This is a genomic window from Aquiflexum sp. (genome assembly GCF_977115555.1).
Map to the genome: position 1 here is coordinate 1 of NZ_CDSBKL010000370.1, position 3,962 is coordinate 3,962.

The following is a 3,962-nucleotide window of genomic DNA, read 5'->3' on the forward strand; positions in this document are numbered from 1 at the left end:
GGTGGTTCCTTCCAGATTTTGGAGGGTCAATGTAGCCGTCTTTAACTCATTGCTTCGCTTAAACTGAACCCTTACTTTGTCTCCCGGTTTGTAATAAGACAACACTTCTTCAAAGCTTCCTTTTCCGGTAATGTCAATATTTTCTATCCAAGTGATGACATCATTCTTTTGCATACCTGATTTTTCTGCAGCACCATCCCGAACTACATGTGTCACTATGACCCCATCCAATGAAGGCAATTTCATGTCTTCGGCAAGTTCTGGGGTGATTTCCACCACTTCCAATCCTGGAATGGCTTTCTGTACTTCCCCATATTTGATCAGGTCATTGGCGATTTTCATCGCGATGTCTACAGGAACAGCAAAACCATATCCTGTATAAGATCCTGTCCTAGAAAGAATCGCAGTATTGATACCGACCAATTCACCGTTAATATTGACCAAAGCTCCTCCTGAATTGCCTGGATTGATGGGCGCATCTGTCTGGATAAAGGACTCCAAAGGAAACTCTCCTCCCAAGATATTGATCTGTCTTTCTTTGGCTGAGACAATTCCTGCTGTAACAGTGGATGTCAGGTTAAAAGGATTACCGACTGCGATCACCCATTCTCCTATTTTAAGGGAGCGGCTACTTCCTAGTTGAATGGCAGGCAGGTTTGTAGCTTCTACTTTCAAAACAGCAATGTCTGTGTTCTTATCCGTTCCGATCAATCTCGCAGAGTATGTTCTTTTTTGATGAACAACTTCAATGGTTTCAGCCCTATCAATGACGTGGTTGTTGGTGATGATATAACCATCAGCGCTGATGATTACACCGGATCCTGTACTGACTCTTTGGGTTGGTTCGGTTCCAAAAAAATAATCGAACATGCTATAGCGCCTTTGGTCTGTTCCTGAAAAGTTTTTTATGAAGACAACTGAAGGGGTGCTTTTTTCAGAGGCATCTACAAATGATATAGGAGTGTTATTATTTGGAGCTGACTCAGAAGTATAATTAACATTATAATTTGGTCTAATTGGACTTTCTACAGTTTCAAACTGTTGAAATTTATCAATTGGGCCGAATTCCTGAAAAGCCCAAGCGCCCATCAGACCTGCCGAAAAGGCCAAAAGAATTGTCTTTACATTTTTCATCATATTCTCCATAACGAGTTACTGAAATTTCGGGTTTGTTCTTTTTTACACCAATAGGTTTTCATACCTATTAATGTGCCAAAATTAACCCTTTTCAAAAAGACTGAAAAATTTGGAGGAAAAGTCCTTTAACCTTGTAATTTTGTCATGTCTTAAAGGGAATTTATCAGACAGATAGACTTTGTCCCTTGATCATGCAAATTGAATTAATGTCAGGAAAAAAGAATGTTGCCATACTTGGCTCGACAGGGAGCATAGGAACCCAGACCCTCGAGGTCATCAGATCTCATACCGAAAAATTTCAAGTTGAAGTCCTGACTGCCCAAAATAACGCTGATTTATTGATCAATCAGGCCATTGAGTTTCAGCCCAATTGTGTGGTGATCTCCAATGATTCGCTTTACGAAAAGGTAAGGGATATTTTACTTCCTTTGGGGATCAAAGTTTTTGCAGGGGAAAAAGCCTTAGCGGATGTGGTTACCATGGAGTCTATAGATATTGTGTTGACGGCACTTGTCGGATATTCGGGACTGATTCCTACCATGAAAGCCATTGAGGCCGGAAAAGCGATTGCCCTAGCCAATAAAGAAACCTTAGTGGTTGCCGGTGAATTGGTTACCAAATTAGCCCGTGAAAAGGGGGTGAACATTTATCCCGTTGATTCAGAACATTCTGCGATTTTTCAATGTTTGGTAGGAGAGTTTCACAATCCGATTGAGAAAATCATACTTACTGCTTCAGGAGGACCTTTCAGAGGAAAAGACAGGTCTTATTTGGAAACAGTAACAAAGGCCCAAGCGCTCAAGCACCCCAATTGGGATATGGGAGCAAAGATTACCATAGATTCTGCTTCGCTGATGAACAAAGGTCTTGAAGTAATCGAAGCCAAATGGTTGTTTGGATTGTCCAAAGATCAGATTGAAGTGGTGGTTCATCCTCAATCTATCATCCATTCTTTGATTCAATTTGAAGACGGAAGCATCAAAGCACAACTTGGATTGCCTGATATGCGTATTCCTATTCAGTTTGCTTTGAGTTACCCTGATAGGTTAAAGGCAGACTTCCCGAGGTTTGATTTTGCCAAATACCCAAACCTGACTTTCGAGCAACCCGATATCCAAACTTTCCGGAATTTAGGTTTGGCTTTTGAAGCACTTGAAAAAGGAGGGAATGCACCTTGTATTTTAAATGCCGCCAATGAAATCGTTGTGGCTGCATTTTTGAGGGAGGAAATCGGATTTCTTGAAATGTCTGACATTATTGCTGAGGCCATGGTGAAAGCTGATTTCGTAAGAAAACCAACATTGGAAGATTATGTAAATACGGACAAAATGTCTCGTATCATCACTGAAGAATTAATAAAGAGTAAAGTATAATGGATACACTGATTATGGTAGCCCAATTGATTTTGGGTTTGTCAATTTTAGTAGGCCTGCATGAGTTAGGTCACTTGCTTACCGCAAAAATGTTTGGAATGAGGGTGGAGAAATTCTCTATAGGATTTCCTCCAAAAATCATCGGCTTCCAATGGGGAGAAACAGAATATTCCATCGGTGCGATTCCTTTGGGAGGTTTTGTCAAAATCTCCGGAATGGTCGATGAGTCCATGGATACAGAAATGCTATCTTCCGAACCTCAGCCTTGGGAATTCAGATCAAAACCGGCTTGGCAGAGGTTGATTGTCATGCTTGGTGGTATCATTGTCAATGTGATTACTGGTATCATAATTTTTGTGGTTTTGGTACACCAAAGAGGTGAAACCTATTATTCACGCGATCAAGTTATTCAGAATGGAATAGTTGCACTTGAAATCGGACAGCAGATTGGATTTCAGGATGGGGACAAAATACTGGACATCAATGGCTTACCATACGAAAGCATCAATGAACTGAGTGGGGGAGAAGCTTTATTAAGCAGTGGAGGTTTTTATACAGTCGATAGAGGGGGAGAAATCCTAAAAATCGAAATCCCAAGAGGGTTTATCAATTCTTTCAACAGCGAGGAAGCCATGTCAAGCTTCATCAATATCAGGGTTCCATTTGAAGTGAAGGAAGTTTCTCCTGAAAGCACCGCTGAGAAAATAGGCTTACAATCCGGCGATAAAATTGTTGGAGTGAATGAATCTCGGATCGCTTATTTCAATGACTTACAGAATTCTCTTGCCGAACTGAAAGGAAAGGAAGCCACAATAATTGTTGAAAGAAATGGAACGACCATAGAAAAAGTAGCCCAAATATCAGACGAAGGTACCATTGGCTTTTCTGTGAATCCTTTGCTTGATCCTGTGGTCAAAAAATACGGGTTGGCAGAATCTATTACCAAAGGTACTCAGCGTGCATTTGGAGTTGTAATTGTCAATGCCAAGGCTCTTGGAAAAATGTTTACAGGAGAAGTTTCTGCAAAAAACGTAAGTGGTCCTATCGGGATGGCTAAAATTTATGGAAACAGTTGGGATTGGGTCAAATTCTGGAGTATTACCGGCTTGATTTCTATGATCCTCGCATTTATGAACCTCCTTCCTATTCCCGCACTCGATGGTGGCCATGTGATGTTTCTACTATACGAAATGGTTTCAGGTCAGGCACCTTCTGACAAGTTTTTGGAAAATGCACAGAAAGTCGGGATGGTCCTTCTCCTTGCGCTGATGGTTTTTGCCATAGGAAATGACATCCTGAAGTTATTTACAGGGCCTTAATTTGGCCAAAATTCAAGATTTCAAAGGGGATGAAAATTTTTTTCATCCCCTTATTTTATTTTGCTAATTTCCCATTTATTCTTTTGCAACAATTATTCTTCAATAGAAAATTAAACAACTTATCAAACTAATT

At 40.5% G+C, this 3,962-nt stretch carries 3 protein-coding genes; 2 read left to right on the forward strand and 1 reads right to left on the reverse strand.

Annotation, left to right across the window (positions count from 1 at the left end):
* Window positions 1-1,146, reverse strand: a 1,146-nt coding sequence (locus ACZFYI_RS16795) for a S1C family serine protease (RefSeq protein ID WP_462525283.1), incomplete at its 3' end; no start/stop codon positions are given.
* Window positions 1,147-1,343: 197 nt separating this feature from the next.
* Between ACZFYI_RS16795 and ACZFYI_RS16800 the strand changes: the two genes are divergently transcribed.
* Together ACZFYI_RS16800 and rseP are read left to right on the forward strand one after the other, a co-directional pair.
* A complete protein-coding gene (locus ACZFYI_RS16800; protein ID WP_462525284.1) occupies window positions 1,344-2,510 on the forward strand; it encodes a 1-deoxy-D-xylulose-5-phosphate reductoisomerase in 1,167 nt (388 codons plus the stop codon).
* The gene (gene rseP, locus ACZFYI_RS16805) at window positions 2,510-3,829 is read left to right on the forward strand and encodes an RIP metalloprotease RseP (protein WP_462525285.1); all 1,320 of its coding nucleotides are present in this window, start codon (window positions 2,510-2,512) and stop codon (window positions 3,827-3,829) included. The genes ACZFYI_RS16800 and rseP overlap by 1 nt, the downstream gene beginning before the upstream one ends.
* The last annotated feature ends 133 nt before the right edge of the window (window positions 3,830-3,962 follow it).

What these genes read in the sequence shown, in the direction of transcription:
- ACZFYI_RS16800 (WP_462525284.1), top strand. Translation starts at nt 1,344, where the DNA reads ATGTCAGGAAAAAAGAATGTTGCCATACTTGGCTCGACAGGGAGCATA.
- rseP (WP_462525285.1), top strand. Translation starts at nt 2,510, where the DNA reads ATGGATACACTGATTATGGTAGCCCAATTGATTTTGGGTTTGTCAATT.